Consider the following 20,216-nt stretch of genomic DNA (forward strand, 5'->3'; position numbering starts at 1 on the left):
CGCGGGCCGGGCAGGCGCGCCCGGCCCGCGCAGGTCAACGGGGCGCGTCCACGCCCGCCAACCACCGCTGCCAGCTCTTGCGCGACACCTTGACCCCGGGGTGCGCCGCGACGTGCAGCAGGAACTCGGCGCGCAGCCGCACGAGCGGGTCGCCGTCGTCCAGGAGCTCCCGCATCCGGTCGCGGACCCGTTCGCCGAGGTGCCGGACCAGGCCCGCGTACATCCAGTCCTTGCAGCGGTGCCGTCGGCGCACGACGTCGGTGATCAGATCGGTCAGCTGCGGCCGGATGGCCTCGGGGACGCCGGCCTCGCCCATCCTGCGCAGGATCACCTCCTTGCGGCCCCACGCCGACCACATGTTGTTCTCGGGCGCACGCCAGTCGTCCGGGTAACGCCCTTCCCACACCAGGTAGAACAGCACGAACGGCGCGTGCCGCTCCCGGACCTCCGAGTCGTCGTCCCACAGCGAGTCGACCAGGCCGAAGATCGTCTGACCCACGTGGTAGCGGTGGGAGGCGGTGGCCTGGTCCCACTCGGCGGACAGGTGCGGCTCGTCCGGGGCGGGCCTCCCCGCGCGTCGCCACACGTCGTTGGACCAGCGCAGGGCGCTCGTCGCGCCCTCGATCAACGCCCGGTGCCGTTCCAGGGCGTTGCGGCGGACGTTGTCGTCACACGACACCAGACCCCGCACCCAGGACGGGTCCCCCACGAACTCGCTCGCCACCGCACCAGCATGGCGGTACCCCCTTGCACGCGGTACTGCGCATTACGTAGTAGCATTCACCGCAGACCACCGGGGAGAACTGATGGACACCAGTCAACTGCTCAAGGGGGTGCTGGACCTCGCCGTCCTCGCGGTGCTGCGCAAGGACGACGGGTACGGCTACGACGTGCTGCGGCGGTTGCGCGCGGGCGGCCTGGACGGCGTCGGCGACGCCTCGGTCTACGGCACCCTGCGCCGCCTCTACAACGCGGGGCTGCTGACCTCGTACGTCGTGCCGAGCGAGGAGGGCCCGCACCGCAAGTACTACAGCCTCAACGAGCCGGGCCGCGCGCGGCTGCTCGAGTCGGGCCAGACCTGGAAGTCGTTCGCGAAGGCGTTGGACGACCTGTTGGGGGAGGGTGCATGAACACGCAGACGAACACCGAGGTCCGGCACTACCTGGACCGGATGCGCGAGGCGCTGGCCGACCTGCCCGCCGCCGAGGTCGCCGAGATCATGGACGACGCGGGCGCGCACGTCGCCGAGGTCGCCGAGGAGATGGGCGACGACTTCTCGCTGGCCACGCTGGTCGACCGGCTCGGCACCCCGCAGGCGTACGCCCAGGAGCTGCGCACGGCCGCCGGCTATCCCCCGCCCTCCGCCCCGAAGCAGACGAGCACCCCGCAGGCGCTGGTCCCCCGGTTCGCGCTGTGGAGCCTCGTCGCCGGTGTGGTCGTGGCGTTCGGCTTCGCCCTCACCGGCGGTGACGGCGAGGAGCTGACGCTGCTGGTCGCCCTCATCGCGGGCGTGGGCGCGTTGCTGGTGTTCCGGCAGCGCGGCCTGGTCGCCGAGGTCGCGGCGCTGCCGGAGACCGTCGCGATCAGGGGCGCGCTGGTCCGCGCCGGGAAGTCCGACCTGCGCAAGACCCTGGCGGCGCTGAGCGTCTTCCAGCCGGTGTGGTGGATCGGTCGCGCGCTGCTCATCGGCGCGGGAGGTCTGGCGCTGTACCGGTACCAGTCGGAAGCCCTGGTCGTGGTGACCCTGGCGCTGGCCGCGCTGTCGCTGATCGCCGGTCCCAAGGCGAAGGCGGACCGCCGCTGGCTGTGGATCAGCCTGCCCGCGACCGGTTTCGCGCTCGGCTTGCTGCTGTACATCGTCGGCTCGCTGGCGTCGCGCTTCGACAGCTACCCCCTCAGCGCACCCGTCTCGTACGCGCCGCAGCCCTCCGCGCCGGACAACGTCTACGTGTTCGACAAGGACGGCAAGCCGCTGACCGACGTGCACCTCTACGACGAGAACGGCCGCCCGCTCAACGCGCCGTGGTACGGCTGCGAAGGTGAGGACCGCCACGACAACCGCTACCCCCGGCCCCGGGTCGTGCGCGACGAGACCGGCTGCCACGAGGAGTCCGGCGTCCCGTTCACCGTCGTCATGCCGACCTTGCCGACCACCACCACGACCGCCGTGCCGACCACGACCGCCGTGCCCACCACCACCGCGCCGCCGACTACCGTCACCACGACCCCGGCGGTGACGACCACCGCCCCGCCGCCGACCGGCTGACCTCCGAGGGGAGTCCGCGGTGAAGTACCTGATGCTGATCTACGGCAACGAGCAGGTGTGGAACAGCGTCGACGCGGAGGGGTTCGCGCGGCTGGTCGCCGAGGTCGACGCGTTCAACGCGGCGCTGCGCGACTCCGGTGAACTGGTCGCCGCCCAGGGCCTGGAGGCGCGCCCGCACGCGGTGCGCGTGGTCGACGGCGCGCCGGTCGTCACCGACGGCCCCTACCTGGAGGCCAAGGAGCACGTCGGCTCCTACTTCACCGTGGACGTCGACAGCGAGGAGCGCGCGCTGGAGATCGCCCGCTCCTACCCCGCCCTGCGCCACAGCCGGGGCCTGGGCGGCGGCATCGAGGTGTGGCCGCTGATGGGCAGCCGTTGATGAGCGGCCGTTGACCCGCGGCGAACCGATCGAACCGATCGCGCAGCTCCTGCGCACGGTGACGCCGCAGGTCCTCGGCGCCCTCGTGCGGCGGCACGGCGACTTCGCGCGGTGCGAGGACGCGGTGCAGGAGGCCCTGGTCGACGCCGCCGGCGCGTGGTCGCGCGACGGCGTGCCGGACCACCCGCTCGGCTGGCTCACCACCGTGGCCGGCCGCCGCTACGTGGACCAGGTGCGCTCCGACGCCGCCCGGGAACGCCGCGAGCGGGCGGTGTTCGACGCCGTGCCGCGCGACGCGCTGCTGGCGCCGCCGCCGGACGCCGAACCGGTGCGCGACGACCTGCTGGAGCTGCTGTTCCTGTGCTGCCACCCGGCGCTGACCGCGCCGTCCCAGATGGCGCTCACGCTGCGCGCCGTCGCCGGGCTGACCACCGCCGAGATCGCCGCCGCGTTCCTCGTCCCGGACAAGACCATGGGCCAGCGGATCTCCCGCGCCAAGCAGCGGCTGCTGGGGGCGGGCGCGCGGTTCGAGCTGCCACCCGACCACGAGCGCGGACCGGCGCTGACCGTCGTGCTGCACGTGCTGTACCTGCTGTTCAACGAGGGCTACAGCGCCAGCGCCGGCCCCCGGCTGCGCCGGCCCGACCTCACCGAGCAGGCGATCGGGCTGACCAGGCGGCTGCACCACCGGCTGCCCGACTCCGGCGAGACGGCCGGGCTGCTCGCGCTGATGCTGCTGACCGAGGCCCGCGGCGCGGCCCGCACCGGGCCCGACGGCGTCCTGGTGCCGCTGGCCGAGCAGGACCGGTCGACGTGGGACCGGGCGCTGATCGCCGAGGGCACTGCCCTGATCACCCGCAGCCTGGCCGCCAACCCGGTGGGCCCGTACCAGGTGCAGGCGGCCATCGCGGCCGTCCACAGCGAGGCCGCGAGCGTCGAGGAGACCGACTGGCCGCAGGTCCTCGCGCTGTACGACGTGCTGGAACGCCTCGCGCCCAGCCCGGTCGCCGCGTTGAACCGGGCCGTCGCGCTCGGCGAGGTGCGCGGTCCCCGGGCCGCGCTGGACGTCGTCGCCGACCTGGAGCGGGGCGCGCCGGCGGGCAACCACCGGCTGCTCGCCGTGCGGGCCCACCTGCTCGAACGGGCGGGCGACCCGGACGCCGCGCGCGAGGCGTTCCGGCAGGCCGCCGACCTGGCCGGCAACACCGCCGAGCAGCGGTTCCTGCGGCTGCGGGCCGAGCGCTGCGGCACCGGCTGAACCAGTCGGAAAGATCTTGGGGGGCGACGTAGAAATCCGGTCGCCGGCTCCGATCCCCTCCGAGCGAGCCCGTCGGGCCTCGCCGGGAGGAAGGAACGCGATGACCAAGGTGACCGCCCAGCTGTCGGTGTCCCTCGACGGCTTCTACGCCGGACCGCGCCACGACGGCGAGGGCGACTGGCTGCAGTCCGCCGAGGCGGCGGCGTTCTTCCGGATCACCCGCTGGGCGATCGGCGCACAGGCGTGGCGGGAGCGGCAGGGCATCGCCGGCGGCGTGCGGGACGTCGACTCCGACGTCATCCAGGAGTCGTTCGACGCCGCCGGCGCGTACGTGATGGGCCGGCGCATGGCCGACGGCGGCGAGGCGCCGTGGGGCGAGGAGCCGCCGTTCCGCGCTCCGGTGTTCGTGGTCACCCACCGGCCGCGGCCGCGGCTGGAGCGCCGGGGCGGCACCAGCTTCACCTACGTCACGGACGGCGTCGCGAGCGCGGTGGAGCAGGCGAAGGCCGTCGCCGGCGGCAAGGACGTCGCCATCGCGGGCGGCGGCACGCTGGTCCGCCAGGTGCTCGCCGCAGGTCTGCTGGACGAGCTGGAACTGCACGTCGTGCCGGTCGTCCTGGGCACGGGCCTGCGGTTGCTCGACGCCGACCTGGGCCTGGGCGAGAAGGAGGGCGTCGAACTGACCCCGCTGAGGGTCCTGCCCACCCCGAACGCCACCCACATCCGCTACCGCGTCGACGGCCGCGCGCCCCTCGTGCTGGACGACCGCGGCCGCGGGGAGTGAGAGGACGCGACCGCCCGCCGACCCCGTGCCGCGGAGGTCGGCGGGCGCCCGGTCACGACACGTCCGCCTGGGCCGCGGCGAGCGCTTCGTCCACGGTGTCGTGCAGCGGCAGGAGCTTGTCCATCGCGGTGACCTCCAGCGAACGGCGGACGCTGCGCCCGGCCACCACGTGCACCGGTCGTCTCGACGCGTTGTGCGTGCGGATGTGCCCGAGGGCGGCGATGCCGGAGGAGGCGAAGAACGTCACCTGGGACAGGTCGATCACCAGCACCGCCACCTCGGCGTCGAGGAGGTCGGCGCACGCGTCGCGCAGCTCGTCGCTGTTGGACATGTCGATGTCCCCGGTGGCGCGGACGATCGTCACGTCGCCCCGGGTCTCGGTGGTCAGTTCCGGCGTGGGCAGGTCAGCAGCATTCACCGGTCAATCATGACTGCCCGGATGGGTGAACGCAGCCCTCCCCGTGCCCAACTGGGAGTCGGCCACGTCACGAGCACCCGCCCATCCCCCACCTCGCCGTGCCTGGCTACGATTGCCGGCCCGAGGGTGAGGTGGGCTGTGAGGGAAAGCCGGATCCGGGACCTCCTCGCCGCCGACCTGGACATCGTCGAACCCGGCCTGACGCACCTGGGGAACGAGTTCCACCTGCCGAACGAGCACGGCACCAGGGGCTACGTCGACATCCTGGCGAGGGACCGCCTCGGCAAGATCGTGATCATCGAGGTCAAGCGGAGCCGGTCCACCTCTCGCGAGGCCATCCACGAGCTGTTCAAGTACGCCGCGCTGTTCCGGGCCCGGCACGGCCTCGGCGCGAACCAGGTCAGGTGCGTGCTCCTCGCCACGGACTGGAGCGAGCTGCGGGTGCCGTTCTCGGAGTACGTCCGAGTCTCCGACTGCGAAACCGAGGGCAAGCAGCTGGTCCTGGACGACGACGGCGCCCCCGTGGCGACCCGGACCGTCCCGCCACTGGACAACCCGTCGGATCTCGCCATCGCCCCGTGGCACCACGTGTTCCTGTACGAGTCCGCCGAAGCCCGCGACTCGGCTGCCGAGAAGATCCCGGACCTGATCGGGCGACACGGTTGTCACGATTACATCTTCGTGGACCTGGATCACACCCGGGGTTCCGTCGTCTATTCGTACGCGATCTACCTGGCGGTCTCTCTCGAAAACCCGGACCGGAAACTCGAACGAAGGGTCGAGCGCCTGTACGACCTGGTGCAGGACGCCCTCGTTCCCGACTCCGCCGAAATCGGGTACCCGGACAAGTTCCGCCAGGTCCTGGCCGGGTGGGAGGTGGGGGAAATCCACCGCGGTGGTCGGTTCGCTTCAGCGGAGATCTGGCCGGCAGACGCCTTGCAGGCCCTCCTCCGCTCGGACCGGGGACGGCACTCGCGTTCCACGTCCCTGATCGGCTCACCTCGGCACCGACCGTCCTGGGCGGAGTTCCGGACCGACGTCGACGACTTCTTCGCGTCGAACGAAGCCTGGCGGACCAGCGTCAACCACCTGCTGGACGGGATCGGCCACGATGGTCGGGCCACCGTCTCGATCCGGTCGTTCAACCCGTGCGACCTCACGACCGCCCTGCTGCACTTCGCCCGGACCGGACGAACCGACGCGTTCCCACGTCTCGAAGTAGTCATCCACCGCGGTGACCGCCCCGAGCCGGAACTGCACGCCGGACGACTGCGCTGGGACGGGAAAACCCGTCCGCAGGATCCCGCTCGCCTGATCGGCGATGAATTCCCCGGAGGTTTGGACTCCTACTTCGACCTGTACCACTTCGACCGGCTCGGCGATCACGAGGACGCCCTGCTCACCCGTCACGGCCTCTTCTGCGAGGTCTTCGAAGTCGAGGACGGCCCGCCCGGAGAAGAGCCCATCGTCACCTTCCTCCGCGCCAATTCGAATTACGTCGAAGAACTGGCCGACCTGTTCCACGTCGTCGAGTTCTGATCACCGCACCGCCCGTCAGGCGTCCCACCGCACCCCGCAGGGCAACCCGGGCGTGAGGTGGCGGAACACCAGGTGCACCTCACCGGCCCGGTCCACCGGGTGCGGCCGGCCCGGATCGTCCTCGTCGGACCCCGGCGCGCCCTCCAGCGCCCACACGCGCGGCGGGGTGGACGTGCGGCCGAAGCGGACCCTCAGGTCGAGCAGGTCCACCGGGCGCCGCGGCACGTAGACCAGGCACGACCGCACGACGTGCGCGGACGGCGGGCGGAAGCGGACCGCGAAGTCGTGGGACCGGCCCGCGGGGACGGGGGTCGGCAGTGCCAGGGTGGAGCGGTCGACCAGGGTGCCGCCGTAGAGCACCCGCACGTCGAGGTCGGGCCGGTCCAGGGTGAGCGGCGGCGTCAGGGTCAGCTCGCGCAGGCCGTCGTCGGCGACGACCCGGTGCCGCTCGATCACCTCGGGGCGTGGCCGGTCCAGGGTGAGCACGGCGTGCAGCTCGGTGGTGCGCCAGCCCCCCGGCGACGCGTCCGGCTCGTCGGAGGGCTGGCCGGAAGGCTGGTCGGAAGGCTGGTCGGCGTCGGCGGCCAGTTCGGCGAGGTGGTCGATGGCCTCGTCCACCCGGCGGCGGACCGTCCGCGGGTCGCGGTTCATCCTGACCGCCGCCCAGTGCACCCGGTCCTGGTAGAGCGGCAGCCGCGCCTCGTCCTCGATCGCGAACGCCGCCCGCACGGCCAGCCGCAGGTCCACCGGCAGCAGCCCGGCCAGCTCCTCCAACCGCGCCGAGACCTTCCGCCGGATCGCGCCCGGCGTGTCGCCCTCGGCCACCCCGCAGGTCGCCCGCAGGGTCGGGCCGAGCCGGTCCCCGATCCGGCCGGCCAGCACCCCGCGGCCCTTGCGGAGCGACTTCAGCTCCCGGACCAGGTCCACGTACGCGTTCATCGGCTCACCCCCCGTCGATCTCCACGATGTCTGCCGCACAGGGTGCGACCGACCGGTGGACCGGCGGTGGGCAGATCGTGGATGCCTAGACGCGGTCGGGTCGACGCGCGGTCGTCGAGACCGCCAGGGCGGTGCCCAACCGGATGCCGTCCGCGCCGAGGAAGACGCGGGCGGCGCCGATGCGGTCGAGCGTGCCCCGGTCGACCGCGCCGAGCCCGAAGGCGACCACCTCGGGGCGCAGTGGCCAGCCGGGGTCCACCAGGGCGGCGAAGGCGTCGGGCCAGGTCGCCGGGTCGGTCGGCCGGCCGTCGGAGGCGAAGAAGACGACCGGGCGGTGAACGAGGAGGCGACGGGCCTTCAGGTCGCGGACGTCCCGCGCGATGGTCTCCCGGAGGAGGGCGAACGCGGCGCCGAAGTTGCTCCCCGACCGGGGTCTCGACCCGCTCAGCCCGGTCAGGTCCGCCGCGGGCCGCAGCGGTTGCAGCACGGCCGGCACGGCCGCGAACCCGATCACGCAGACCCTGATCCGCGCCGCCGCCGACGGGTCGGCGTGGACGGCGCCCCGGAACTCCCGGAGTCCCGCGTTCACCTCGTCCAGGTGGTCGGTCATCGAGAGCGACACGTCGCACACCAGGTAGCACGGCAGCACGTCCGATCCCATCGGCTCCTCCTTCGCACACTTCTGCGGACAGGGCGGAGCCTGGCCGGTGCTTGTCTACCGGCGGTGGATCACGGGCGGATTCCGACACACGGACGGCCCCTTGTGCGACATCCGCCGTAGAGGTGAAGCTCGCGAACCGGGAGGCGGCGTGGAATTTCGGATGCTGGGTCCACTGGAGGCGTGGCACGGGAGCGCTCCGGTGCCGCTGGGCGACCAGCAGCAGCGGTTCGTCCTCGTCGTGCTCCTGCTGCACGCGAACCGACCGGTGTCCAAGGAGAAGTTGACCGAGATCGTGTGGGGCGGCAACCCGGAGCGCCAGAACCTGGTGCGCGGTTACATCAACAAGCTGCGCATCGCCTTCCGGGGCGTGGACGGCGTGTCGATCGACACCACGGCGACCGGCTACCTGCTGCGGGTCGACGAGGACCGGCTGGACACCGTCCGGTTCGACCGGCTGCGCGCGGAGGCGTTGGAGGCCGGCGACCCGCGTCGGGCGATCGTGCTGCTGCGCGCCGCCGTGGACCTGTGGCGCGGGCAGTTCCTGGAGGACATCGACCCCGACCGGATCGGCGGCACCGAGGTGATGTCCCCGGCGGACAGCTACTTCGACGCGGTCGGCGACCTGGCCGAGCTGGAGCTGGACGCGGGCGACCACCGGTCGGCGCGGGACCGGTTGCGCCCGGTGGTGCGCTCCAACCCGGACCGCCAGAGGCACGCCGAACTGCTCATGCGTGCGCTGATCGCGAGCGGTGACCGGGTCGAGGCGGTCCGGGTCTTCCGCGGCGCCGAGGCCGCGCTGGCCGAGGAGGACATGGAGCCGGGACCGCGGCTGCGCAAGCTGGCCGCGCGGGCGGAGCGCGGTGAGCCCACCAGTTCGCTGCCGTCGCGGCCGGGCGGGTTCACCGGCCGGGACGCCGAGCTGGAGGCGGTGGAGGCGGTCGCCTCGGCGCCGGGTGAGCGGCGGGCGGTGTGGGTGAGCGGCGCGCCGGGGGTGGGCAAGACCGGGCTGGCCGTGGAGGCGGCGCACCGGCTGCGCCACCGGTTCCCGGACGGGCAGCTGCTGGTGCGGCTGAACGGGTACACGCCGAACCTGCCCCCGGTGGCCGTGTCGGACGCGCTGACGCAGCTGCTCACCGAGCTGGGCGTGCCGCCGGAGCAGATCCCGGCGTCGGTGAACCGGAAGTTCACGCTCTACCAGACGGAGTTGTACGGCACGCGGACGCTGGTGGTGCTGGACAACGCGCACTCGCCGGAGCAGGTCCGGTCGCTGCTGCCGGAGGCGGCGGGCTGCCTGGCGATCGTGACCAGCAGGCACGTGGGCGAGCCGGACACCGGCGAGCAGGTCCGGTTACCCGAGCTGCCGCCCGAGGACGCGTGCGCGCTGTTCCGCACGTTGGCGGGGCCGCTGCGGCTGCGCGGCCGGGCGGCCGAGGTGGCCGGGGTGGTCAAGCGGTGCGGTTACCTGCCGATGCCGATCCGGGTGGCGGCGGCGCTGTTCCGCAGGCACGACCGGTGGCCGCTGGAGCACCTGCTGCGGCAGTTGGAGGAGAGCGGGCCGTGGCGCGCGGACACCGACGACTCCGACGGCACCGCCGCGGTGCGCGTGTCCTACCAGCAGCTCGGCGTGCCGCAGCGGGAGGTGTTCCGGCTGTTCGGGCACCTGCCGGGGCCGGACCTCGACGTGGCGGGCGCTGCGGCGCTCGCCGGCTGGGACGTGGTCTCAGCCCGTGCGGTGCTCGACGACCTGCACGAGGTGTGCCTGCTGGAGGAGGTCGCGCCGGAGCGCTACCGGATGCTCGACCCGCTCAAGGAGTTCGCCGCGGCCGAACCGCCCCCCACCACCCCGACCGAACGCGCGGACGCCCTGCTGCGGCTGCTCGACTTCTACCTCGTGGGCCTGGCCGAAGCGGTGGGCGCCGCCTACCCCTTCGACCGCGCGCACCTGCCCGCCGTGCACCGCGCCAGCCAGGTCGTCCCCGCCTTCCGGGACAAGCGGGACGCGACCGCGTGGATCGCCGCCGAGCGGGACAACCTGGTGGCCGCCATCCGCTGCGCCGCCGAGCACGACCTGACCGGTCACGTGTGGCGGTTGGCCGTGCTGATCTGGCGGCACTTCCACACCACCAGCCGGTTCGAGGACTGGGTCGAGACCGTGGAGCTGGCCTGGGAGCGCGTGCGCGCCGAACCGGACGAGGAGCACGGCCGAGCCCACGTGATGCTCCGGCTCGCCACCGCCTACGACCAGCTCGGGCGGCTGGAGGAGGCGCTGGAGCTGGCCACCAGCGCGCTGACCGCGTGGCGGCGGCTGGGCGACGTGCTCGGCGAGGCCGACACGCTGATCATGCTCGCCATCTCCCTGATGCAGCTCGGCCGGCACGCCGAGGCGATCGAGCACCTGGAAGCGGCGCTGGAGAAGTACGAGCGGTGCGGTGACCAGCGCGGCCAGGCGCACGCGTTGAGCATGCTCGGCACGCTCAACGAGGAGCGCGGCAACCTCGACCTCGCCCTGCGCCAGCACCGGGCCGCCGTGCCGATGCTGCGCGAGGTCGACCACAGGCAGGGGCTCGCGCACGCGCTGAACAACCTCGGCACCGTGCAGCAGCGGCTCGGCCTGGACGACGAAGCGCTCGTCGCCCACCTGGAGGCCCACCACCTGGCCACCGAACTGGACGACAAGTGCCTGGCCGCCTACGCGCTGAACTACACCGGCAACGTGCACCGGTCCCTGGGCAGGCTGGCCGAAGCCGTCCGCTACCACGAGCGCGCCAAGGAGGTCGCGGCCGACGTGTCCAACGCCGACCTGCGCACCCGCCTCTTCCTCGACCGCGCCGCGACCGCGCAGGCCGGTGGTGACCGGGAGGGCGCGTTGAGCGCCTACCGGGCGGCGCTGGACCTGGCGACGGGAGCCGGGAACCGGGGCCACGGCGCCCGCGCCCACCTCGGCGTCGCGCAGGCGCTGCACGCGCTGGGCCGGCACAGCGAGGCCGCCGGGTACTGGGACGCGGCCGAGGCCGAGTTCGTCGCGCTCGGCCAGCCCGAGGCGGACGAGGTCCGGGCCGAGCACTCGGACCTGACCTGTGGGTGCCGCTGACCGGCGCGGACGTGCCCGGCGGGTCGTCGGACCGCGCCCCGCCGGGCGTCGCGCTCAGTACCGCTGCTGGATCACGCGCCGGAGCTGGGGGTAGACCTCCCGGACCGCGCCGTGGTTGTGCCACCGGCCGAGGGTCCTGGACAGCTCCCGCAGGTCCGTCCGCACGGTCGCCGAGTCGACGTGCGCCGCGTCGTCCAGCGTGCGGGCCAGGGTCGCGCAACTCTGGTCGATCTCGCCCGCGAAGGCCAGGGCGAGCGACCGGCGCGCCCCGAAGCGCGCCCGTGAGCGGCGGGAGGCGGCCGGCAGCCGGATCAGCTCCCGGTCCAGGACGGCGGCCGACTCGGCCGTCCGCCCGAGGTCGCACAGCGACCACCCCCTGGCCAGTTCCGCCGGGTCCGGCGCGGTCGAGCCGAGCACGGGGTAGGCCCGGGTGTCCGGGCCGGATTCGTCGAAGAGGCGGGCCGCTCGGTCCATCGCCCGGTCGAACGAGCCGCGGTCGCCCGCCAACGCGTGCCCCTGCGCCTCCCGGCGGGCGGCCAGTGCCCGGGTCCGCGGGCTCGCCCGGTCGACCCGCTGGGCCTGCTCGGCCAGCTCGATCGTCGCGGTCGCGTCCTGCCGGTAGAGCGCCAGCCCGGCCTCCCGGACGAAGGCGTAGCTCACGATCTCCCGGTCGCCGCCCGCCCGCGCCAGCTCGGAGGCGTGCCGGGTCCACGACAGCGCCCGCTGCTCGTCACCCGCCTCCTGGTTCATCCACCCCGTGTACTCGGCGACCCGCGCGGCGAGCAGCAGCAGCCGCGCCCGCATCGGCTCGGGGTTCTCGTGCGCCAGCGCGTGCACCGTCCGCAACAGGGCGACCAGCGGTTCGAGGATCACGACGGGGCTCGTCTGCGTGCCCAGGGCGCGCAGGTGCTCGAACGAGGTGCGCATCCCGGCCACCACCCGCTCGTCCGGCGCGGGCCGGGAGCCACCCGCGAGGGCCATCCCGAGCACCGTGCCCGCGACCAGCACCTGGCGGCGGTCGAGCGCGAGCCCGGCGTCGGCCGCCCGCTCGACGGCCTGGTCGCGCGCCGCGCGGGCCGCGTCGATGAGGCCGCCGCCCGCGTTCAGCACGCCGTCGCAGAGCCTGGCCAGGGTCTCGTGCGGCAGCTTCAGGTCATTCTCGATCTTGCTGAGATAACCCTTGCTGTAGTGCACGCGCTTGGCCAGCTGACCCATGGACAGGCCGGCCGCGACACGGCATTCACGGAGTAATTCACCGAACGATCCACTCACCCAAGCCTCCCGGTCCGGCTGATGTCGAGTACACCACTGCTCCTGGTCCGGCGCAATCGCCCGGCCGTTCGCGGAATACCCGCGAACGGCCGGGCATTCACGCCTCCGTCACCCGTACCACGGGTTGCCGTACAGATCCACGGTCACCGTGGTGGTGCTGGGCGGCGGGCACTCCTCGTACGACGCGGAGGCCGCGCCGCCCCCGGACGCGAGCACGGCGGCGGCGACGCACAAACCGGCCAGCGACAAACCGGCCTTGGCCGCGAAACGGGACGCGAAAACGGACATGACAATCCTCCACAGGGAATCGGTGAATGTTGTCGAGGGCGTTTTCCGAACCATTCCGCCCTCACCGACAATGGTTCACCGGCGCGCTGTGGCCGAACAGGTGTTTCCCGTTTCCCGACGGCGGGGTCAACGGGCGACGGCGGCCCATCCACTCCTCGTCCACTTCTGGTCGACAGGCGGTCCCGATGCTGTGCCCGCAGACAGCGCAGCCGGCCGCCGGGCCGGTGTGGACAGGGAGGTTCGGTCGTGACCGAGTACGACGTCGCCGTGTCGTTCGAGGAGGAGCAGGGCTCCGCCGTCGAGGAGGTGGTCAAGGCGTTCGAGCAGCGCGGGCTGACCGTGCTGCACGGGCCTGAGCAGACGCACGAGTGGTGGGGGCACAAGGAGGGCGGCGACCTCCCCGACGCGCGGGTGCGGTTCTTCGTCCCGTTCGTGTCGGAGGTGGACGACTTCACCGCGGCCGCGCTGCGGGCGGTCAAGGCCGGGGACGAGCACGTGCTGCCGGTGCTGCTGGGCGACCTGAAGGTGTCCTCGGACCTGCTGCACCCCCACGTGGCCTACGTGCGCGGCGTCACCTACCAGCCGGCCCAGCTCGCCGAGGCGCTGGCCGCCCGGGTCGAGGCGGCGGAGGCGGCCGGGACGGGGCACGTGCCGGTCGCCGAGGTGCTGGCCGGGACCAAGGGCGCCGCCCCCGTGGAGGAGGAAGCGGCGCCGGTCGTGCCCGCCACCTTCAGCCGGTACGCCGAGCAGGACGCGGCGCTGCGCTACCTGGCCGAGCAGTTCGCCGCGGCGCTGCCCGGCCTGGCCCGGCGCGGTTTCGTCGGCACCGCGCACGTGGACGGCACGCGGATCGCCGTGCGGGTCGAGCGCCAGGGCGACACCGTGTACGCGCTCGACGTCCAGCGCGGCGGGATCGGCGGCGACGAGACGGTGAACTTCGTGGTCGGCAGGCAGGACGGGAGCGCCCTCACCAACGGCTGGGCCCGCCCCGTCTACGACACCGAGGCGGGCGCGGCCGTGCTCGAAGTGCACGACTTCTCCGTGCTCGGCGGTGGTGGCGCACCACGCGCCTACCGCCGGGAGGAGCTGTTCACCGCGCTGTGGGAGCGGATCGGCGCGGCGCTCACCTCGACCGTCGGCTGATCGTGCGACGAGAAGCGCTCCCCACCCCCTTCGGGCGGGGAGCGCTTCTCGTCGTCACCGGTCGTCGCGCGCCCGGTCCAGCACCTCTTCCAACCGCAGCGGGCTCGGCGGGTGGTGGCTCAGGCACAGCGGCGTCCGCATCCGGCGGAACCCGAAGGTCTCCCCCGTGACGTAGAACCGGCCGCGCTCCAACCGCGAGATGTCGCCCACCGAACTGCCCTTGGCCCTGGCCATCTCGGTGGCCGCCGCGATCTGCGCCGGGCTGTTCAGCCTGCCGAAGAACTGCGTGGTCGCGTTGCCGACGACCTGGTTGTGCACGCCCTTCGGCGCCTGGGTGGCGAGCAGCAGGCCCAACCCGTACTTGCGGGCCTGCGAGGCCAGCAGGATCGTGCTCTGCGTGCTGGCCGTCCACCCGCCGGACGGCGCGATGGTCTGCGCCTCGTCCATCACGACCAGCCCGCCGAGCGGCCGGTCCACCGCCGGGTTGCGCTTGATCCAGGCGAACACCTCCAGCTGGAGCTGGCTGACGAACCCCTGCTTCTGCTCCTCCGACGGCAGCCCGACGAAGCTGATCACCGAGATCCGCGCCCGCTTGCCCGGTGTCGGCGTGAGCAGCACCGCCGGGTCCGTCGGCTCACCCGAACCGCCGAGCAGCGGGTCGTTCACCATCGCGGCCCGCAACGTCTCCGCCAGGTCCGCCGCCGTCTCCCGGGCCGTGCTGAGCTTGCTGACCCCCTCCGGCAGGTCGTCCAGCACCTCGACGAACTCCGACAGCTCACGCCCGCCGCTGCGCGCGTAGTGCGTCAACGCCTCGCGGAGCACCGCCTGGCCGCGGGCCGCCGTCTTCGAACCGCCGCCGACCTTCGCGTGCGGGACGAGACGAGCCACCGCCGCCTCGACGGAGGCGCCGAACTCGTCCCCGTCCCCGAGCACTTCGGCGAAGTCCGGCAACGGGTGGAAGCTGAGCGGCCGCCCACCACTGCGACCGGGCGTCCACACCACGACCTCGGTGTTCTCCAGGTAGTCGGCGGCACTGCCCGCGTCCCCCGGCAACCAGTCCACCGGCGGCTCCGGCCACGCGTCACCCAACCGCGCCAGGTCGTTGTTCGGGTCCAGCACGATCGCCGACACCCCCCGCAGGGCGCACTCCTCGACGATCCGCCGCAACAACACGGTCTTCCCACTGCCGGACCCCGCGAACACCATGACGTGCTTGCGCAGCGACTCCAGCTCGATGCGGATCTCACCGTCCATGCCGAGCACGATCTCCGTCGGCGACGGCGGCGTGGCCGGCACGACCGGTTCCTGTGCCGGCGGCGTGGCCGCCACGACCGGTTCCGGCGGCGGCCGCGTCTCCTGGTGACCTGCCGCAGGACGCGCCGAACCGGGCAGCACCTCCCGGAGGAAGGTGTTCCGGCTGGCGGGCTTCCGCGCGACGAGCCAAGTCAACAGCTGGTGCGTCTGGGTGGACAGCATCTCCTTGAGCGCGCTGAACGTCCGCAGGTCGTCATCGGAGATCTCCACCCGCCGACCACCCGTGCTCTCCAGTTCGGCGAGCTCGGCCCGGGTCACCCTGCCGCTCCACCCCAGGTCGCCGTTGCGGAGCAGGACCAAGTGCCGGTTCTGAGCACCGAAGTGCGCCACGGTGCGGACCTTGCGCATCCGGTGCAGCACGGAGTTCCCCTGAGCGCTGGCGATGAGCCGGAACCCCCACCGCTCGTCGGTGTCCAGGTCCTCGTCCAATGTGCGGAGCAGCCGGGCGTGCACGTCGCTGCCGCCTTGGAGCTGCTCGGCCTGCCACGCCATGTCGTCGTTGCCGACCTCGTTGATCCACGCTTTGAGCCCGGCCAGCAGCAGCGCCGGCATCACGTCGTCCTCGTTGTGCCGCTGCAACGCCGCCACCGACACCTCCGCCTTCTGCCGCAGGCGCTCGAACCGGGCGTCGAACTCCTGCAGGTAGTCGGGCTCCGGCCCGCTCGGCGGGGGCACGGGCACGGGCGCCTCGACGACCTTCTCGGCGAACGACGACAGCTCGTGGACGTCGCCGTGCAGGCAGGCTTCGGCATGCGCGTGGATGGCCCTGAGCAGCTGCCGTGGCGTCTGAGGCAGCCACGCGCGACCGAACACGTCCGGCGACACCGGCCAGGTCGGGTGGGGCGGGGTGAAGTCGATGCGCTGGTAGACCACCCCGAGCCAGCGGCTGACCAGCGCCTGGCCGATCCGCGCGTCGACGATCGAGTTGAGGAACGGCGTTTCGGTGAACCGGTCGGAGACCGTGTCGATCGCCTTCCCGTGCACCAGCTTCCACGTGTGGGGCAGGCACGCCACGATGGACAACGTCCGCCTGGTCGTCTCGCGCAGCTGCATCAGCCCGTTGGAGACCAGCGCGATCTCCTGCACCAGGTCCGCGTCCGCGTCTTCCTCGTCGGTGCGCGCCTGGCTCATGTTGACCAACGTGTCCAACTGGTCGACCGCGATGACGCTCGGGCCGGTCAGGGCGAGGACGTGCGACATGTCCCCGACCAGCTCGCGCGGCGTCTTCGGCCGGCCGTGGATGCCCCAGTACCGGCGCTCGTCGCCGGCGTCCCGCACGCCGTGGAGGTAGGCGAGACCGACGTCGAAGTGCTCGGACGCGTAGAGCACCAGCGCGCGGATCGTGTCACCGCACTCGACCATCACCCGGCTGTCCAGGCTGCTCAGGTGGTGCAGGAACTTGCGCAGGCCCTCGGGCGTGAGCGGCACGTCACCCTTGATCTCCGCCGCCACCACGGCGGGCACACCGGCCCGCTCGCACAGCTGCCGCAGCAGCACGGTGAGCTGGAGCTCGCCGTCGTCGTTGGTGCGGCGCAGCTCGCTGCGCACGGCGTCGGCGACGTCGTTCCAGAACTCCGCGCCGGTCGTCAGCTCGACCAGGAAGAAGTAGCCCCCTTCCGCCTGCACCATCCGCCGGACCGAGCCCAGCAGGTGGGTCTTGCCGACGCCCTTCTGCCCCTGGAGCACCAGGCCGATCGGGCTGGACCCGGTGCTCGCGGCCGCATCCCTGATACCGGCCCGGATGCGGCGCTCCGCGTTGACGTGCAAACCGTCGACGTGGGAAGGCGAGGTGTGCCAGACGTCATCCGGCGTCTCGGCGGAGTTGAACCGCAGCGCCGCCAGCGCCTCGCGTTGCTGCTCGCTCATGATTCCTCGATCGCCATGAGGTGCTTGTCCTCGCTGCCGATCCGGATCGCCGCGGCGTGGTCGGCCTCGGACAGCGCCTTGCGGTTGGACTCCGGCACCAGGTGGACCTCGCCGGCCTTGAACATCTCCAGCAGCACGCCGTCCACCTCGTCCCGCTCCGCGCCGTTGAGCTCGGGGCGGAGCCTGGCCAGGCGGACCCAGTCCTGCGGCTTGACCGACAGCGCCAGGTAAGCGGCCCGGATCACCGACTCCAGGTCAGCGGGGTTGAGCACGTCCGCCAAGCGGACACCCTGCCCCAGCAGGTAGCGGACGCAGCGCTTCAGCACCTCGTTCTGCGCTCGCGCCCAAGGTCCCGACCGCGCGGGCGGCTCGCCTTCGCTGAGGTCCTTCAGGCACCAGGCGATCCCCTCTTCGGTGATCTGGTGCACCAGGCGCCGCTTCTCCGACCAGGTCCGGAGCAGGCCGTCCGCGTTCAGCTTGTCGCGGCCCGGCGGGCTGATCCTGATCTTGTGCTGGTTCGTCAGGTCCCGGTTGAGGACCGCCCCGCCCTCCAGCATCAGCACCATCAGCGCCGCTTTTTCCTGGGGGCCGTACTTCTCGGGCATTTCGCCGCCTCTCAGTTCTCGGTCGCTTCGATCCGACGGTCGATCCGGCCGAGCAGGGCGCGGATCACCACCAGCAGGTCTTGGGGCACGGCGAGCCGGTCACCGGCCGCGTGCGACTTGGACAGCACGTCGAGGTCCACCGACAGGTCCTGCAACGAGGTCAGGTCACCGTTGTCGAGCGCCGCCGACATACCGCGCACGGTCTGCTCGACGAGCGCCAACCGCCCGGCGGTGGGCATCGCCTCCGGCACGCCGCGCAGCGCCGCCGCGGCGTCGCGCAGGGCGTCCCGGTCCGGGCTGTCGTCACCGGCCGGTGCGCCCGTGATCAGGGCGTGCAGGTCCCGCGCCACGCGGGTGGGCCGCGCGTCCGGCTCGAACCTCAGGTGACGCAGGTTGCGCAGGAACCCGGGCAGGACCTCGGCGTCGGTGCCGTCGGTCAGCACGCAGAACAGCCGCCGCTGACCGCCGTCCGAGCTGATCGTGTGGCGCAGGAAGCGCTCCGCCTCGGTGACCTGCCAGCGGCTCGGCGTGCCGTCCACCACCAGGCACAGGTGCTCGGCCAGCTCGCTGTTGCGGTCCAGGATCTCCGGGTCGCCGGACGAGGAGCGCTCGACCCGCACGTCGAGCAGGCGCAGCTCCTCGATCAGCTGGTCGGCGACGCGCAGCGCGTGCCGGGGGCTGGAGACCACCACGTCGAGCCCGAACTCCCGGCGGCGCTCGCGGGCCGCCGCCACGTAGGCGTCCCGGTTGTCGGCGAGCAGGTCGGTGCGGTCGAACTGCTGCGCGACCACGGCCGCCACCGTCTCCAGGGCGTAGGAGATCTGGTCCGCCGACGGGACCTGCTCCTCCAGCACCGACAGCTGCTCGCCGAAGCTCCAGTAGGAGACGTACGGCACGGTGAGGTGCCGCAGCATCAGCTCCTCCGACACGTCCTTGGCCAGCCAGTTGCCGAACAGCGGCGCCATGACCTCGGCGCACTTGCGCTGCCACTTCTCCGCCCTCTCGTACTCCACCCGGTTGTCCAGCCGGGACAGCACGGGCAGCACCATGTGGCGCGGCCGGTCGTAGGGCAGCCGGTCCCGGGCCGTGTCGACCCGCTGCACGATGCCCACGACGTCCTTGAGGTTCTGCTCGTTGGCGGTGAACACGACGGCCAGCCGGTCGGGGAGCTGCGCGGTGCAGATGCCCGCGATGTCGGAGATGCCGGTGCGGCTGTCGATCAGCACGAAGTCGTAGTCAGCCGTCCACTGCTCCCGGCAGCGCTCCAGGAAGGTGGCGAACCCGTTGCGGTAGAGGTCTTCCCAGTCGATGCCCTGCATGCGTTCCATGTAGGAGGCGTCGTCCCGGCCGGCGGCCAGCAGCGCGAGGGTGCTGCCCTCGACGTCGACCCGGACGGCGTGGGGACGCGGCTCCTCCGCTCCCGCCATGAAGTCGTGGGCGAGGTCGATCACGCCGCCTTCGGGCTCCTCGGACAGCACCGGCCTGAAGTAGTGGTGCAAGCCGGGGGCTTCCAGGTCCCAGTCGACGGTGAGCACGCGGTAACCCCAGCGGGCCAGCAGCACGGCCACGTTGGCCAGCGTGAAGCTCCGCCCGACACCGCCCTTGTAGGAGTAGAACGTGATGACCGTCCCGGTGGCCATCAGAACCTCGGCAGCAGCGGCGACGGGACGAGCACGGGATCGGGCGGGTCCACGTCCGGCCAGTCGGGCTGCCAGGGAGGGACCTGCTTGAGCAGGTCGACGAGGTCGGCGGCGAGCCTGTTCACCCGGCGGTGGAAGTGGATGAACTCACGCGTTTCCTGGTACGGCGGGTCTGGGTGGGCGTATTCCTTGAAGTCCTGCCAGGAACGTTCCCTGCCCTCCGGCGGAAAGTTGTCCGAGTCCGAGTAGAGGATCGGGTAGATCAGCCCGTGCGGCCGATCCGAGTTGGCCAGCCCCAGCATCGCCTCCCTGGCCTGCATGCTGTACCACTCGGCTCGGCACCACTTCGACTCGAAGTAGTGCGGGGTGAGCAGCTGGATCATCACCTTGCTGTGCCGCAGGGCGTGCTTCAGGCTGGACGGCCAGTGCACGGCACGCGACATCGTCCGATCCACGTACACCTTCGGCGTCGGGGCCAACTGGTCCGCGAGGCATTCGAGGAGCTTGTCGTGGAAGTGGTTCAGCAACCATTTCTGAACGCTGCCGCGACGGGCATAGCTGATGAAGAAATCGAACTTGTAGTCGGACACGCGGCAAATAGTAGGGAGCACCCACCGCCGAAAGAAGACCAAAAAGTGGGCAATCACCGCCGGACGGGACAAAAACTGGACAACTGCCGCGCGTCCCGGTCGTGCCCGCACTCGATAGAACACGGGCTGCGGGAAGGGAAGTACCGCCGATGCGGTGTTGCAA

Annotated in this window: 18 protein-coding genes; 8 read left to right on the plus strand and 10 right to left on the minus strand. The window is 72.3% G+C overall.

Annotated features, from left to right (window positions below):
- Positions 1-34: 34 nt before the first annotated feature.
- Positions 35-724, minus strand: coding sequence for a hypothetical protein (locus AB0F89_RS01645; RefSeq protein ID WP_367131832.1), 690 nt, complete (start codon positions 722-724; stop codon positions 35-37).
- 82 nt (positions 725-806) lie between these two features.
- Here AB0F89_RS01645 and AB0F89_RS01650 point away from each other — a divergent pair, with 82 nt between their 5' ends.
- From AB0F89_RS01650 to AB0F89_RS01670, 5 genes are all read left to right on the plus strand, one after another.
- Positions 807-1,130: a PadR family transcriptional regulator gene (locus AB0F89_RS01650; protein ID WP_367131834.1), complete on the plus strand. Its 324-nt coding sequence runs from the start codon at positions 807-809 to the stop codon at positions 1,128-1,130.
- On the plus strand, positions 1,127-2,266 hold the full coding sequence (locus tag AB0F89_RS01655; protein ID WP_367131836.1) for a hypothetical protein: 1,140 nt from the start codon (positions 1,127-1,129) through the stop codon (positions 2,264-2,266). Before AB0F89_RS01650 ends, AB0F89_RS01655 begins: the two co-directional genes overlap by 4 nt.
- 19 nt (positions 2,267-2,285) lie before the next feature.
- Positions 2,286-2,645, plus strand: a complete 360-nt coding sequence (locus AB0F89_RS01660) for a YciI family protein (RefSeq protein ID WP_367131838.1) — start codon at positions 2,286-2,288, stop codon at positions 2,643-2,645.
- A gap of 10 nt (positions 2,646-2,655) precedes the next feature.
- Entirely contained in the window at positions 2,656-3,903 is a 1,248-nt protein-coding gene (locus AB0F89_RS01665; protein ID WP_367131840.1) for an RNA polymerase sigma factor, read from the plus strand.
- A 100-nt stretch (positions 3,904-4,003) separates the two neighbouring features.
- Entirely contained in the window at positions 4,004-4,687 is a 684-nt protein-coding gene (locus tag AB0F89_RS01670) for a dihydrofolate reductase family protein (RefSeq protein WP_367131842.1), read from the plus strand.
- A gap of 52 nt (positions 4,688-4,739) precedes the next feature.
- On the opposite strand, the gene AB0F89_RS01675 is transcribed toward AB0F89_RS01670, so the two are convergent.
- Complete coding sequence (locus AB0F89_RS01675) at positions 4,740-5,105, minus strand: STAS domain-containing protein (protein WP_367131843.1); 366 nt, start codon at positions 5,103-5,105, stop codon at positions 4,740-4,742.
- A gap of 138 nt (positions 5,106-5,243) precedes the next feature.
- On the opposite strand from AB0F89_RS01675, the gene AB0F89_RS01680 reads away from it, so the two are divergent.
- Entirely contained in the window at positions 5,244-6,644 is a 1,401-nt protein-coding gene (locus tag AB0F89_RS01680; RefSeq protein WP_367131845.1) for an endonuclease NucS domain-containing protein, read from the plus strand.
- A 15-nt stretch (positions 6,645-6,659) separates the two neighbouring features.
- On the opposite strand, the gene AB0F89_RS01685 is transcribed toward AB0F89_RS01680, so the two are convergent.
- Together AB0F89_RS01685 and AB0F89_RS01690 are read right to left on the minus strand one after the other, a co-directional pair.
- A complete protein-coding gene (locus AB0F89_RS01685; protein ID WP_367131847.1) occupies positions 6,660-7,583 on the minus strand; it encodes a hypothetical protein in 924 nt (307 codons plus the stop codon).
- Between the two features lie 85 nt (positions 7,584-7,668).
- Positions 7,669-8,244, minus strand: a complete 576-nt coding sequence (locus AB0F89_RS01690) for a hypothetical protein (protein WP_367131849.1) — start codon at positions 8,242-8,244, stop codon at positions 7,669-7,671.
- A gap of 160 nt (positions 8,245-8,404) precedes the next feature.
- Between AB0F89_RS01690 and AB0F89_RS01695 the strand changes: the two genes are divergently transcribed.
- Positions 8,405-11,335, plus strand: a complete 2,931-nt coding sequence (locus tag AB0F89_RS01695) for a tetratricopeptide repeat protein (RefSeq protein WP_367131851.1) — start codon at positions 8,405-8,407, stop codon at positions 11,333-11,335.
- 54 nt (positions 11,336-11,389) lie between these two features.
- Here AB0F89_RS01695 and AB0F89_RS01700 read toward each other — a convergent pair whose 3' ends face one another.
- Together AB0F89_RS01700 and AB0F89_RS01705 are read right to left on the minus strand one after the other, a co-directional pair.
- Positions 11,390-12,607, minus strand: coding sequence for a helix-turn-helix transcriptional regulator (locus tag AB0F89_RS01700; RefSeq protein WP_367131853.1), 1,218 nt, complete (start codon positions 12,605-12,607; stop codon positions 11,390-11,392).
- 108 nt (positions 12,608-12,715) lie between these two features.
- Positions 12,716-12,895 carry a hypothetical protein gene (locus AB0F89_RS01705; protein WP_367131855.1) on the minus strand — a complete coding sequence of 60 codons (180 nt, stop codon included), beginning with the start codon at positions 12,893-12,895 and terminating at the stop codon, positions 12,716-12,718.
- A 246-nt stretch (positions 12,896-13,141) separates the two neighbouring features.
- Here AB0F89_RS01705 and AB0F89_RS01710 point away from each other — a divergent pair, with 246 nt between their 5' ends.
- Positions 13,142-14,038, plus strand: coding sequence for a hypothetical protein (locus tag AB0F89_RS01710; RefSeq protein WP_367131857.1), 897 nt, complete (start codon positions 13,142-13,144; stop codon positions 14,036-14,038).
- Positions 14,039-14,092: 54 nt separating this feature from the next.
- On the opposite strand, the gene AB0F89_RS01715 is transcribed toward AB0F89_RS01710, so the two are convergent.
- Genes AB0F89_RS01715 through AB0F89_RS01730 form a run of 4 tightly spaced genes read right to left on the minus strand, consistent with a single transcriptional unit; the run spans position 14,093 to position 20,053 of the window.
- The gene (locus AB0F89_RS01715; protein ID WP_367131859.1) at positions 14,093-17,218 is read right to left on the minus strand and encodes a DUF87 domain-containing protein; all 3,126 of its coding nucleotides are present in this window, start codon (positions 17,216-17,218) and stop codon (positions 14,093-14,095) included.
- Positions 17,215-17,823: a hypothetical protein gene (locus AB0F89_RS01720; protein WP_367131861.1), complete on the minus strand. Its 609-nt coding sequence runs from the start codon at positions 17,821-17,823 to the stop codon at positions 17,215-17,217. Before AB0F89_RS01720 ends, AB0F89_RS01715 begins: the two co-directional genes overlap by 4 nt.
- An 11-nt stretch (positions 17,824-17,834) precedes the next feature.
- Positions 17,835-19,463 carry a tyrosine-protein kinase family protein gene (locus AB0F89_RS01725; RefSeq protein ID WP_367131862.1) on the minus strand — a complete coding sequence of 543 codons (1,629 nt, stop codon included), beginning with the start codon at positions 19,461-19,463 and terminating at the stop codon, positions 17,835-17,837.
- Positions 19,463-20,053 (minus strand): TIR domain-containing protein, encoded by a 591-nt coding sequence (locus AB0F89_RS01730; protein ID WP_367131863.1) that lies wholly within the window; start codon positions 20,051-20,053, stop codon positions 19,463-19,465. The genes AB0F89_RS01725 and AB0F89_RS01730 overlap by 1 nt, the downstream gene beginning before the upstream one ends.
- Positions 20,054-20,216: the final 163 nt, after the last annotated feature.

This window comes from Saccharothrix sp. HUAS TT1 (assembly GCF_040744945.1).
GTDB lineage: Bacteria > Actinomycetota > Actinomycetes > Mycobacteriales > Pseudonocardiaceae > Actinosynnema.